This is a genomic window from Sodalis praecaptivus, from assembly GCF_000517425.1.
Classification (GTDB): Bacteria; Pseudomonadota; Gammaproteobacteria; order Enterobacterales; family Enterobacteriaceae; genus Sodalis_A; species Sodalis_A praecaptivus.
Window position 1 is genome coordinate 408,565 of record NZ_CP006569.1, and the last position, 12,939, is coordinate 421,503.

9 protein-coding genes are annotated in these 12,939 nt (G+C 60.5%); 2 read left to right on the forward strand and 7 right to left on the reverse strand.

The features are described from left to right. Positions 1 to 16 precede the first annotated feature (16 nt). Positions 17 to 2,164, forward strand: coding sequence for a 4-alpha-glucanotransferase (malQ, locus tag SANT_RS01815; protein WP_038668986.1), 2,148 nt, complete (start codon positions 17 to 19; stop codon positions 2,162 to 2,164). Positions 2,165 to 2,321: 157 nt separating this feature from the next. Here the strand turns inward: malQ and nfuA are convergent, their stop codons facing one another. Then, positions 2,322 to 2,897 (reverse strand): Fe-S biogenesis protein NfuA, encoded by a 576-nt coding sequence (nfuA, locus tag SANT_RS01820; RefSeq protein ID WP_025420617.1) that lies wholly within the window; start codon positions 2,895 to 2,897, stop codon positions 2,322 to 2,324. A 59-nt stretch (positions 2,898 to 2,956) separates the two neighbouring features. After that, a complete protein-coding gene (locus SANT_RS01825) occupies positions 2,957 to 3,640 on the reverse strand; it encodes a hypothetical protein (protein WP_025420618.1) in 684 nt (227 codons plus the stop codon). 41 nt (positions 3,641 to 3,681) lie between these two features. Here SANT_RS01825 and bioH point away from each other — a divergent pair, with 41 nt between their 5' ends. Next, positions 3,682 to 4,455: a pimeloyl-ACP methyl ester esterase BioH gene (gene bioH / locus SANT_RS01830; protein WP_025420619.1), complete on the forward strand. Its 774-nt coding sequence runs from the start codon at positions 3,682 to 3,684 to the stop codon at positions 4,453 to 4,455. 83 nt (positions 4,456 to 4,538) lie between these two features. Here bioH and SANT_RS01835 read toward each other — a convergent pair whose 3' ends face one another. The 5 genes from SANT_RS01835 to SANT_RS01860 form a co-directional block, all read right to left on the reverse strand. Next, on the reverse strand, positions 4,539 to 6,227 hold the full coding sequence (locus tag SANT_RS01835) for an alpha-amylase family glycosyl hydrolase (RefSeq protein WP_025420620.1): 1,689 nt from the start codon (positions 6,225 to 6,227) through the stop codon (positions 4,539 to 4,541). A 429-nt stretch (positions 6,228 to 6,656) separates the two neighbouring features. Beyond that, positions 6,657 to 6,899, reverse strand: a complete 243-nt coding sequence (locus SANT_RS01845; RefSeq protein ID WP_025420622.1) for a FeoC-like transcriptional regulator — start codon at positions 6,897 to 6,899, stop codon at positions 6,657 to 6,659. 9 nt (positions 6,900 to 6,908) lie between these two features. Further along, positions 6,909 to 9,212: a Fe(2+) transporter permease subunit FeoB gene (feoB, locus tag SANT_RS01850; protein ID WP_025420623.1), complete on the reverse strand. Its 2,304-nt coding sequence runs from the start codon at positions 9,210 to 9,212 to the stop codon at positions 6,909 to 6,911. Positions 9,213 to 9,288: 76 nt separating this feature from the next. After that, positions 9,289 to 9,516 (reverse strand): ferrous iron transporter A, encoded by a 228-nt coding sequence (feoA, locus tag SANT_RS01855; protein ID WP_025420624.1) that lies wholly within the window; start codon positions 9,514 to 9,516, stop codon positions 9,289 to 9,291. Between the two features lie 949 nt (positions 9,517 to 10,465). Next, entirely contained in the window at positions 10,466 to 12,805 is a 2,340-nt protein-coding gene (locus SANT_RS01860; protein ID WP_025420625.1) for a Tex family protein, read from the reverse strand. Between the last annotated feature and the right edge of the window lie 134 nt (positions 12,806 to 12,939).

Genomic DNA, 12,939 nt, shown 5'->3' on the forward strand with positions numbered 1-12,939 from the left:
AGCACGGGACATGACGATGACAGGGGCGGAGGCGCTTTATCAGCGCGCGCGGCGGGCCGGCATTATCACCGACTACGTCGACGCATGGCAACGGCCGCGCAGCATCAGCCCGGAAACGCTGCGGCTGCTGCTGGACGCGATGCCAGGAGCCAACGCCGGTGACAGTTCGGCGCCGCTGCCGCCCGTATGGGTCACCGGCGGTCACCGTGAGCGCTCGCTGACGCTGCCCGCCGGGATCGTTGGAGCTTGGACGCTGACCGAGGAGTCGGGCAAACAACATCACGGGCAGACCCGGGCGGCGCCTGCGGTGGACGACGAGGCGCTTGAACCGGCGACGACGGGGCGCGCGCATCTTCTGACGCTGCCGATGGGGGTGTCCGATGGCTACCACCGGTTGACGCTGTGCGTTAAAGATGCGCGCTGGGAGTGTAGGGTGATTGTCGCCCCCGAGCGCTGTTATGAGCCGCCGGCGATCCGGGCGGGACAGCGGCTATGGGGCAGCACGGTCCAGCTCTATACGCTGCGTTCAGCACGCAATTGGGGCATCGGCGATTTTGGCGATTTGGCGCAAATGATCGCCGGGACCGGCCGGCTGGGCGGCGCTTTTGTCGGCGTTAACCCGCTGCACGCGCTGTATCCGGCGCTGCCCGATTGGGCCAGTCCTTATAGTCCCTCTTCGCGCCGCTACTTGAATATTATCTACCTTGATGTCGGCGGGCTGGACGATTTTCTGCACAGTGAGCAGGCGCAGCTTTGGTGGCGAGAGCCGGAAACCGGCCGCCGGCTACAGGCGCTGCGCGCGAATGACCAGGTGGATTATGCGCAGGTGATGACGCTGAAACTGACGGCGCTGCGTTACGCTTGGGCGCAATTTAATCGACGTGCGGCAGACGATCCTGAACGCCAATCGCTGGCGGAGTTTATCGCGGCCGGCGGTGATAGCCTTTATCAGCAGGCGACTTTTGATGCGCTGCACCTTGAACAGGTTGCGCACGGTTGCCTGAGTCCGGGCTGGCGCGACTGGCCGGCGGAATATCAGCAGGCCGACAGCGCGGCGCTGGCGCGTTTTAGGCGACAGCACCAGGACGAGATCGTTTTTTTCAGTTATTTGCAGTGGCTGGCGGCCAGGCAGTTGGATGGCTGTTACCGCCTCAGCCAACGGCTGGGGATGCCGATAGGGATCTATCGCGATCTGGCGGTGGGCGTCGGCGATGGCGGTGTAGAAACCTGGGCCGATCCCGTCCTGTACTGCTTATCCGCGTCGGTGGGCGCGCCGCCGGACCGATTGGGCCCGCAGGGGCAGAATTGGCAACTGCCGCCGCAGGATCCGAACGTGTTGCGTGAACGCGGCTATCAGCCGTTTATCGATATGCTGCGCGCCAATATGCGCTATTGCGGCGCGCTGCGCCTGGATCATGTAATGGCGTTAATGCGCTTGTGGTGGGTACCGCGGGGCTATGGTCCTGAGCACGGGGCCTATGTGCGCTACCCGGTGGCGGATTTGCTGGCGGTGTTGGCCCTCGAGAGCCAGCGCCAGCAATGTATGATCATCGGCGAGGATCTCGGCACCGTGCCGGATGATATCGTCGAGAAGCTGCGCGCCGCGGGCGTGTATTCGTATAAGGTGCTGTTTTTTGAACGCGGACAGGACCAGCAATTCCGCGCGCCGGCGGAATATCCCCCACAGGCGATGACGACGCTTACCACCCATGATTTAGCGACATTAAGCGGTTTCTGGCAAGGGGCGGATATTGATTTGGCCCACCGGCTGGGTCTATATGATGATGAGCAGACCTGGCGGCGGCTGCTGGAGGAACGACGTCTGGAACGGCAGGCGTTGCTGGACGCGCTGCGGCGCGCAGGCTGCCTGCCGGCCGCCACCCCTTTGCGGGCGGAGGAGGTGGCCATGTCGCCGGCGTTGAACGCCGCTATCCACCGTTTTGTGGCGCAAAGCCGCAGCGCGCTGCTGGGGCTACAGCCCGAAGACTGGTTGCAGATGGCAACACCGGTCAATGTGCCCGGTACCACCGATGCCTATCCTAACTGGCGGCGCAAGTTGACGCGGGATCTCGAGACCCTGTTTAACGACCCTGAGATTATCCAACTGCTGACGGCGGTCGGCCGCTGGCGGGGGCGGGGCGGCAAAGGGAACGTCGAGGATTAAGTCGGGCAAACGCCCGCTTGCCGGTCGGTTTTAACGCCGATGGCCAGGCAGGGCTAACGCCCGTTCACGGATCGGGCTTAACGCCGATGGTGTGTTTTGGCGGACGCCATCGACAGATTAGGCCTAACGCTGCTAGTCAGGTCGGGCCTACCGCCGATCAATAGTAGGAGTGTTCGCCGCGCTGATGCTCGGTCAAATCGCGCACGCCCTTCAGTTCGGGGAATTTCTCCAGCAGCTCTTTCTCGATCCCTTCTTTAAGCGTGTAATCCACCATCGAACAGCCGTTACAGCCGCCGCCGAACTGAAGGATAGCCAGCATATCATCCGTGATTTCCATGAGCGTCACCTGACCGCCGTGGCCCGCCAGCTGCGGATTAATCTGCGACTGCAGCAAATACTCAACCCGCTCGATAAGCGGCGCGTCGTCGCTCACTTTGCGCATTTTGGCATTGGGGGCTTTCAGCGTCAGCTGGGAGCCGAGCTTATCCGTGACGAAGTCAATTTCCGCATCCTGCAGGTAAGGGGCGGAGAGCTCATCCACATAGGCCGAGATTTTATCGAATTTCAGCTCCGTATCGGTGGCCTCCACCGCATCCGGCGGGCAGTATGAAACGCCGCATTCCGCATTGGGCGTGCCAGGATTGATAACGAACACGCGGATTTGGGTGCCGGGTTCCTGATTGGACAGCAATTTAGCAAAATGTTCCTGGGCAGCATCGGTAATACGGATCATAACATTCACTCAATAGTTGACTAAACTAGTCGGATATTATACGCCCTTTCCCCCACAGACTACAAGGTGCGACAAATGCTCCACAGCTGCACTTCGCGCGCGTGGTGGCGCAGCAGCAGCCGGCTTATCTCGCCGGCGGTACTGCCCGTGGTAACAACATCGTCCAACAGCGCCACCCGTTTCCCGGCGACATCCACGCGGCACAAGAAGGCACCGCGGAGGCTATGCCGGCGTTGACGGGCGCCTAAGCGCTGCTGGGGCGGCCCGCCGCGGTAGCGGAACAGCCCCTGAGCCTGCCAGGGAACCTTTAGCCAGCGCGCAAGCGCACCGGCGAGCAGTTCGGTTTGATTATAGCCCCTACACCAGTGACGATAGGCATGCAAAGGCACATTAAGCAACAAATCCGGCTTTTCATCCCCCTCGGCGGCGCGATCGCGCCAGCGCAACCACAGCAGTCGCGCCAGCACGCGGGCAAGGCCAGTGTCGCCCTGATATTTAAGTTTTGTCACCAGCCGGCTAAGCGGCGCACGGTAGTCCCCTACCGTAAGCAGACTTTGCCAGGGCGGGGCCTGCAGCCGGCAGCGTCCGCACGGCTGGCGTTCGCTGCCGGCCGGTAGTCCGCAGCGCGGGCAGGCGATTCCCTGCTCCGCAAGCAGCACTCTAACGCAGCCGCGGCAAACGCCGTGATGGCTGAACCAAAGCGGTTGCCGGCATAGCCAACACAGGGCGCTGATTGTTAGCATAGGGTTAACCTTTTTTGTTTCCGACTTTTGGACGATAACAGATGACGTCACTGTTTTGGCAAACGACCGGTACCGGCGATCGCGATCTTGTGCTGCTGCACGGATGGGGACTGAATGCCGGCGTCTGGTCTTGCATTATTCCGCGGCTAGCGCCGCATTTTCGCCTGCACCTGGTCGATCTGCCGGGCTATGGCCGCAGCCGCGGATACGGGGCGCTGACCTTGGATCAGATGGCGGAGGAAGTGGCGTCACGGGCCCCCGCCGGCGCGCTATGGCTAGGCTGGTCGCTCGGCGGGCTGGTGGCGACCACGGTGGCGTATCGGCGCCCTCAAGCGGTCGCTGGCCTGATTACCGTGGCCTCTTCACCGCGTTTTTGCGCCGACGGCGACTGGCCAGGGATAAGGCCGGAGGTGCTGGAGGGCTTTGCGCAGGAGCTGCGTTCGGATTTCACCCGAACCGTCAGCCGTTTTCTCGGTCTGCAAACGCTGGGAACCGAGTCCGCGCGTCAAGATGCGCGCTGGCTGAAAAGTGTGGTATTGGCGCAGCCGACGCCCGAGACCGAAGTGCTGGCCGGCGGGCTGGCGCTGCTGCGCGCCAGTGATTTGCGCTCGGCGCTAGGACGGCTTGACGTGCCGCTGCTGCGCCTGTACGGCTATCTGGACGGCCTGGTGCCGCGTAAAGTGGTCCCCTTGGTGGATGAATGCAGTCCCGCCAGCCAAAGCATCGTCTTTGCCGGCGCGGCGCATGCGCCGTTCATTTCTCATCCCGCGCTTTTCTGCCAGGCGCTGTGCGACTTCAGCCAGACCGTTACCTGATTGCATCAGCGGTGGCGCTGCGGCCCAAGCCGGAACCTAGGCTGATTGCGCCAATGCCCAAATCGGACCGCTGCCCGATTGCGTCAGCGCTCGGTTAGGGGTTCAAGCCAGTAGAACGTATAGGGCGCGAGGGTCAGGGGGCCGCCGCTGACCGAACCGTCGGTGGTCAGTTGGCGATAATCGCCGTCAGGCAGGGTGCAGCTCACCGCTTTATTTGCCAAATTATAGATACACAGCAGCCGCTGGCCGGCGGCGCGGCGGTAAAAGGCGAGTAGCGCATTATCCCACTCCAGCACCTCCATGGCCGCATCGGGGTGAAACGCCTGTTGCCGCCGACGCAGCCGGATAAGGGCGCTCAGCGCCCGGAATACGCGCGAGCGCAAGCCGGTCTCCTCATCCAACATCGCTTCGATGTTTTTCAGCGGGTATTTTTCGCGATTGACCGCGCGGTTATGCCCGGCGGCCTTCACCCCTTCATAATCATTACGTGACCCGAGGATACTCTGTACATAAACAGCCGGCACGCCCGGAAACGCCAACAAAATGGCATGGGCGAGGATAAAGCGGCTTAGCCGCGTCTCATCGCTATCCTCGCGCCGGTTAAGCGCATCCAGATAGGTAACGTTGATTTCATAGGGGCTGGTGGTGCCATCGGTATTTTGTTTATAGGACACCAGCGCACCCTCGCTCTCCAGATCGCGCACGAGCCGGATGATTTCCGCCTCCGGCAGAATGCCGCGCAGCGGATTCATACCGATGCCGTCATGGGAGGCGAGGAAGTTAAAAAAGGTCGTAGTGCCGCCGCCGATGTCCAGCCCGGCGGCCCAGTGCCGCAGGGCGCGGCTGCTGCCGTTGTGCAGCGCGTGCAGCACCAGCGGCGGCAGCGGAAACTGGTATACCATCTGCGCTTCATCGCGGCCGTTGCCGAAATAGCTAATGTTATCCTGATGAGGCACGTTGGTTTCGGTAATAATCACGGTTCCCGGCGCGACCTCATCGCAAATGGCGCGGAACAGTTTCACCAGCAAATGGGTGCGGGGTAAATGGATACAACGGGTGCCCACTTCTTTCCACAGATAGCCCACCGCGTCCAGGCGAATATAGTCCGCGCCTTGAATTAAATAGTGCAGCAATACGCCGATAACGGCGATCAGTACTTGGGGGCGGCCAAAGTTGAGATCCACCTGATCGGCGCTGAACGTGGTCCAGAGATAGCGAGTGCTGCCGTCTTGCGCGGTAAACGGCGTCAACAGCGGAGACGTGCGCGGGCGCGTCACGCTGCTAAGATCGGTGGCGGGGGGGAGGGCAATGAAGAACTCCTCATAGGCCTGCTGACCCGCCAGATAGCCTTTCACCCACCGACTTTCGGCGGACATGTGATTACAGACAAAATCGAACATCAACCGGGTGGAACGATTGAGCTGGCCGATCTGCTGCCAACTGCCGACGATAGGATTGACCTGTTGATAATCGATGACGGAAAAACCATCGTCGGAAGAGTAGGGATAGAACGGCAGCAAATGCACCAGGGAGAACGTGTTGCGCAGGCGGTGATTAAAAAAAGTGGTGAAGGTATCAAGGGTGGGTTTTTCCGCCTCCATAAACTGGTCGGCGTAGGTGATAAGCACTACATCGTCCTGATCCCAGTGTGTTTTGCGCGCCTGGTGCGGCGTGGACTTGGCGAAGCTGATTTGGCTCTTGATGGTGTCCAGTTGCCCCTGGCTTAAGGCGGTGGGGTAAATCTCTCTCAGCAAGCGGGTTATGGCTTCCATCATGGCACCTTGTTGATGTGACGAACGTGCTGACACAGCATAAACGTGGCAATGATACCTAGTTGTCACTGTAGCTACTGGGAGCGAAATCGCCAAGGGGATTGATGACAGTTGCGGGCGGGGAAGGCGGTAGAAATGCGGAAAACGATCGGTATATCAGTGAATTAATTCCTATGCTAAGAATGCGCCGGAAAGCGTATTTTTCCGGCGCTGCCCCGATTCAACGCACCGCCGGTGGACGCACCGTTAATAGGGCAGCCGGCAGCGGTAGCGGCGGGTGCGGCGGGTGCGGCGGGCATCGACAACCCTGTCGTCACTTGTTTGGCGCTCAGCGGGCGGCCGCCGGTGGATGCACCGTTAACAGGGCAGCCGGCAGCGGCGGCGGCGGGCATCGGTGAGCGTAGGGTCCTTTGCTTTGAGCGCAGCAGACTAAGCGGCCGGCGAACGCAATCGATAGCAGGGCAGCCGGCAGCGGGCGCTACGCGAACAGGCGCGGCAGGCGCCGGCGGCTGTATCGTCGCCGGTCACCCGCTCGGCCTGGCCCATCATCTCCAACCGTTCCAGCATCGCCGCGGCCATCGCCTGGGGCAGCCGCAGGCGCAGGCTCAGCGCGCGGGCGTCCGCTTGGCCCATCAATTCCAGCGCGTCGCGCAGCTGCATCAGTCCAGACACCGCGCCTCCTTAGTGACAGCTTTCGCCGCCGGCGGGCTGGCAACAGGGTGAGGATTCCGCCGCGGACAGCCCCGGCTGGAAACGATCCCGACAGCGGTAGAGGCAGGCAATCAAAAGACCGTTGACCACGATAACCGCCGCTATCGCCGTCGCGCTGTAAAGCGGATGCTGCATGAAAGTGGCCGCCTGATAGAACAGCGTTGCCAGCGAATAAGCCACATTAACGCCCCAGAGTGCCGACAGTAGCATCCAACCGCGGCTGCTTTCGCGGGTAATGGCGCCGAGGACCGAAATACAGGGCACATACAACAGAACGAAGATCAGATAACTGTAAGCGGCGGTGGCGCTGCCAAATTTGCTGCTCATCATTCCCATGGCGCCGCCGCTCATCTCGCCGTCGCCTTTACTGGCTTCGATAGGGTTGGCAAGAACGCTGAAGCTGAAGACATCCTGTAGGCCCTGCCAGGTTTCCGTCATGGCGCCGGACAATTCATCCAACAAATCGAACGCGTCCGGCTCAAACGGGGTACGGGTGATCTGTTCGGCGGTATACAGCGTGTTCAGCGTCCCCACCACCACCTCTTTGGCCATCGCGCCGCTAATCAGCCCGACCGTGGCCTGCCAATTATCCTCATGGACGCCCATCGGCTTGAGCAGAGGGGTCAGGGTTTTACTCACCGCCGCCAGCGCGGAGTGATTGACGCTGTCCGCCGCTTCGCCGTGCAGCGTGAAGCTGTTAAGCGCGCCGATGAGCATGCTGGCCAGGACGATGACCTTACCGGCCCGAAGCACGAAGCCTTTCAGCCGCTGCCAGGTTTGCAGCAGCAGACTTTTGATGTGCGGCACGTGGTACACCGGCAGCTCCATGATGAACGGAATCGCTTCGCCGCGCATGAGCGTATATTTCAGCATCAATCCGGTAAGGATCGCCACCACAATTCCCAGCAGATACAGCGAAAATACCAACGTTGCGCCGTGCTGGCCGAAAAAAGTCGCGGCGAAGACGGCGAAAATCGCCAACCGCGCGCCGCAGGACATGAAGGGCGCCATCATGATGGTCATCAGGCGCTCGCGCGGCGCGTTGAGCGTGCGGGCACCCATTACCGACGGCACATTGCAGCCGAAACCGACAATCAGCGGCACGAACGACTTGCCCGGCAGGCCGAGGGACTGCATCAGCCGGTCGATGACGAACGCGGCGCGCGCCATATAGCCGGAATCTTCCAAAAACGACAGGCACAAATACATTATGCCGATTTGCGGAATAAGCGGCAGCACGGTATTGATGCCGCCGCCCACGCCCTGGGCCAGCAGCAGCGTTAACCACTGCGGCGCGTGCAGCTGATAGCCCAGCCATTGGGTGCCGTCGATGAACAACGCGGCGGATCCGCCCTCAAACAGCGGCTGCAGTGCGCCGCCGAGATTGATGGCGAGGATGAACATAAGATACATCACCATAAAAAACAGCGGCACGCCAAGCCAGCGGTTGAGCAGCACGGCGTCAAGACGCGCGGTCAAGCGGTTGGTCTGCGTCAAATGGCCGTTACTGACGGCCTGACAGAGGGCGATGATGGTGGCGTAGCGGGCATCGGCGATCGCCAGCGCCGCATCCTGCTGCAGGCCCGCGCGCAGGCTTTCCAGCCGTTGGGGCGAGGTCAGCAACTCACGGCTGTGAATGTCCCCTTCCAGCATATGCAGCGCCAGCCAGCGCCGCAGGCGTGGCGAAAACGCGTGAGGGGTGAATGGCTGTAACTGTTCTACCGCCTGGCGGACGGCGGGCGGATAGTCGACCGTGAGTGACGGTGCCGCCGGTAGCGGGCCGTCCAGCCGTGCCTTCAAGGTTTCAATGCCCTCAGCGCGGGTGGATACCAGCGGGATCACCGGACAGCCGAGCCGTCGCTCCAGTGCCGGAATATCGATGTTAATGCCCTGACTGCAGGCGATATCCAGCATATTCAGCGCCACGATGCAGGGAATACCCAGCTCCAGCAACTGTAGCGTCAGATAAAGATTACGCTCCAGATTGGCGGCGTCGACCACGTTGATAAGCACATCGGCCTGGTGTTCGAGGATATACCGGCAGGCGATTTGCTCGTCCAGCGAGGATTGCTGCGACAGCGTGGTCAGAGAGTAAGCGCCCGGCAGATCGACCAGCGTAATATGCTGTGCGGCGGTGGTGAAAAAGCCTTCTTTACGTTCCACCGTAACGCCGGCCCAGTTACCGACCCGCTGGCGGGCGCCGGTCAACTGGTTGAACAGGGTGGTTTTGCCGGCGTTGGGATTACCGATCAAGGCCACAGTGCGTGTAGTGATCATGAATAAAACCTGTAAGCAGTGACAAATACAAACGGATTACCCCGGGCGCACGGCGCGTTCGGAGCAGGGCGGGTCAATGGTCGGCACGGCTCAATAGCAGCAATGACAGATCTTTTTTTCGCAATACCAGCTGTACCCGCCGCACCTCGATTTGCACGGGATCGCCCAGCGGGGCGACGCGCACCACCTGGAACGAACTGCCGGGCAACATGCCAAGGGACAGCATTTTTTGCCGAAAGGCGGGAGGGATCTCTTTGGCATAGCCGGTAATTTTATAATGGTGCTGCAATTGCAGTTGCATAGTGACCTTCTTGATGGTGACCGAAAGCACGGCGGAAACGGTAAATACCCCGGCGTCCGGGGGTATGATTTGTCAGAACGGACAGGCGCAGTGTTAATTAATGCAAATGGTAAAAGTAATAGTTATCAATAACAATAATTTTATCACCTTATCACCCGCGCTAAATAAAACAAACCATCAACCAAATTCTTTTTTTCAGCGGCGATCGCAAAAATCTATTCCCTGCGGTTTGATGCAGTGCACTGTATTTACAGTATTTAAGTTTTTTAAGCGTCTCGAAGATTCCGGGCGATAGCGTGGGGTTCGTCTATTTTTATTAGCCATGGCGCACGGCGGAAAATGAAAATAACCCTGTGCCAATAGGCAGTAAATATTAAATAAGCGTCGAAAAATAGTGTAATGAAAATATTATGTTAATTATTAAAACTTGATGTAATTATCGCCCGCATAGTGAATATAGAAATAATTATAATATTAATTTATTTACCAGTCCTCCATTCTGTGGCCGTGGTAAACACCAATGTGAGCCTAACCGCACCGGTGCCGCCGATGCCGAGAAAAAGCCGCACGGAGACCCTCACCCTGGACGTTAGGGAGACGGCGGACAGGACCGGCGCTGCGCGCCCCACCCGCAGTTAAGGCGCGCTGACCCGCGAGAGGCGCTAAATGGCAGGGGACTGGGGGCGTCGCCCAGGCAGGGCGCAGGCCCGTATTCACAGGGCGTTTAGCGCCGGTCTACCGCCCGTCAATTAGGGCGCAGGCCCCTATCCACAGGGCGTTTAGCGCCGGTCTACCGCCCGTCAGCTAGGGCGCAGGCCCGTATTCACAGGACGTTTAGCGCCGGTCTACCGCCCGTCAATTAGGGCGCAGGCCCCTATCCACAGGGCGTTTAGCGCCGGTCTACCGGCGCACAGGGATGATGGGGCCCGTCTCTACGGCCCCGCCGTTGTTAACGCCGTTTGCCCAGCGCGGCCGCCAGCGCATCGCTCATCGCGCTATTGCCGCCCGCGGCATTACCGGATTGGCGGCCGCCGCCGCGAGCGGGGGGACGAGACGCCGTTGCGCCGTTGTCCCGCCGGCGTTCACCTATATCCCGGCGCGCCGGCGCCTCCCCCGGCTGTTCGTCGAGCCGCATGGTCAAGGCGATGCGTTTGCGCGCCATATCGACGTCCATGACTTTCACTTTGACAATATCGCCGGCTTTCACCACCTTGTGCGGATCGTCGATGAACCGATCGGACAGAGAGGAGATATGCACCAACCCGTCCTGATGTACGCCGATATCCACGAATGCGCCAAAGTTGGTCACGTTGGTCACCGTACCCTCGAGCACCATACCCTGCGTAAGATCCTGGAGCGTTTCCACGCCGTCGGCGAAGGTGGCGGTTTTGAACTCGGGCCGCGGGTCGCGTCCCGGCTTTTCCAGCTCTTTGATGATATCGGTGACGGTGGGCAAACCGACGCGCTCATCGGTAAAACGGGACGGACTCAGGCCGCGCAACGTAGACGGATCGCCCATCAAATCGCTTAACGATTTCTCCGTGGCCTGTAAAATCCGCTCTACCACCGGATAACTCTCCGGATGCACGGTAGAGGCGTCAAGCGGGTTGTCGCCGTGATTGATGCGCAGGAAGCCGGCGCATTGCTCAAAGGCCTTGGGGCCTAAGCGGGGGACTTTCAGCAGCTGTTGACGGTCGCGGAAACGGCCGTTCTCATCGCGCCAGTTGACAATATTCTGCGCCATCATACGCGTCAGGCCGGCGACGCGAATCAGCAGCGGCACCGAGGCGGTATTCAAGTCGACGCCGACGGCGTTGACGCAGTCCTCCACCACCGTATCCAGTTTTTTCGCCAGCTGGCTTTGGCTGACATCGTGCTGATACTGGCCGACACCGATGGACTTTGGATCGATTTTGACCAGCTCCGCCAGCGGATCCTGTAGTCTGCGGGCGATGGAGACCGCACCACGCAGCGAGACATCCAAATCGGGGAATTCCTGCGCCGCCAACGCCGAGGCGGAATAGACCGACGCGCCGGCCTCGCTGACAATCACCTTTTGCCCTTTCACGTCTGGATAGCGCTTTTGCACCTCGGCATAAAAGCGCTCGGTTTCGCGCGATGCGGTGCCGTTGCCGATGGCGACCAGCTCGACATGATGTTTCAGACACAGCGCAGCGACCGCCGCCGCGGCTTTATCGGCCTGGCCGGTATGCGGATAAAGGGTATCCGTCGCCACCAGTTTGCCCGTGGCGTCGACGACCGCGACCTTAACGCCGGTGCGCAGACCCGGATCCAGTCCCATGGTGGCGCGCAATCCCGCCGGCGCCGCCATTAATAAATCATGCATGTTGCGGGCGAAGACTTGGATCGCTTCCTCCTCGGCCTTTTCACGCATGCTGCCCATCAATTCGGTTTCCAGGTGCATCAGAATTTTAATGCGCCAGGTCCAACTGACGACCGACTTGCGCCAGCCGTCGGCCGGCGCCTGGTTGAAGCGCACCTGCAAATGATCGGCAATCATCTCCTCGCAGTAGCTGGCGCGCGGCGGCTCATCCGTGTGCGGATCGGCGTTCAACGCCAGTTGCAGCACGCCTTCGTTGCGTCCGCGCAACATGGCCAGCGCACGGTGGGACGGCACCTGGGACAGCGGCTCGTGGTGGTCGAAATAGTCGCGGAATTTGGCGCCGTCTTCTTCTTTGCCGGGGACGACCCGCGACACCAGATGGGCGTTTTTCCATAAATAGGCGCGAATTTTCGCCAGCAAGGCGGCATCTTCGGCAAAGCGCTCCATCAGGATATAGCGCGCGCCGTCAAGGGCCGCTTTGACGTCGGCCACGCCGGCGTCGGGGTTCACAAATTCGGCCGCCGCGCTCTCGGGATCCGTGGACGCGTCCTGCCAGAGCCTATCCGCCAGCGGCGCCAGCCCAGCCTCAATGGCTATCTGGCCGCGGGTGCGGCGTTTGGGCTTGTAGGGCAGGTAGAGATCTTCGAGCTCGGTTTTGCTCAAGGTCCCCTGGATTGCCGTGGCCAGCGCCTCGGTCAATTTGCCCTGTTCGTCGATGGATTTCAGAATACTCTGACGTCGCTCGTCCAGCTCGCGCAGGTAACCCAGGCGCGTTTCCAGCGTACGCAACTGCGTATCGTCCAGGCCGCCGGTGACTTCTTTACGATAGCGGGCGATAAAAGGCACGGTGTTGCCTTCATCCAGCAGCCGCACCGCGGCGTCCACCTGCTCCGCCCGGGCTTTCAGCTCGCCGGCGATAAGATGGTTCAATGACTCTCTATTCATGCGTTACAGTTCATTTTGTCATAAGGATTGCTCGGGCCTGCACAGTTATACGGTTTGCGGCGGCAAAATGCCAGCCGCCCGGGTTCGTTAACCCTCGGCGTCGCTATGGTATATTGCCGTTATTGGCGATGTAT